Annotated in this window: 1 protein-coding gene; it reads right to left on the bottom strand. The window is 71.8% G+C overall.

All coding sequences use genetic code 11. The features are described from left to right. Window positions 1–387, bottom strand: a 387-nt coding sequence (locus tag QSJ97_RS24760) for a transposase (RefSeq protein WP_491630634.1), incomplete at both ends; no start/stop codon positions are given.

Raw genomic sequence — 387 nt, 5'->3', positions numbered from 1 at the left:
GGCGAGCCGTGGTCGTGACGGATCCCGAGGCCCGCCGCGACATCTCGGCCGATCGCGCCGAAGCTCCGGCGCACCGTTTGGCGGACCGGCTCGAGCGCCTCATTGCGGGTCGCGCGATGGCTGGCATGGATGCCCATACATTCGGCCGAGCAGTGATCGACGGCGATGAAGACAGCGGCCACGCCCTCGCCGGTCATCACGCTCGTGAGATCGGTGCCCCACATCTCGTCGACCCGGTCGGTCATGATCTTGCCGTCGTGCGCCTTGCGCCCACGGGGGGTGCCCGGGCGCTGATGCGCCAGGAGCGCGTTCTCCCGCATCACCCTCAGCACCCGGCGCGGGCCGGTGCGGATGCCGGCGACGCGCAGGCGCGCCCACACCTTGCGG

Source organism: Paralimibaculum aggregatum, from assembly GCF_030270585.1.
Classification (GTDB): Bacteria; Pseudomonadota; Alphaproteobacteria; order Rhodobacterales; family Rhodobacteraceae; genus Thermohalobaculum; species Thermohalobaculum aggregatum.
This window is presented reverse-complemented; position numbering and strand designations above follow the sequence as displayed.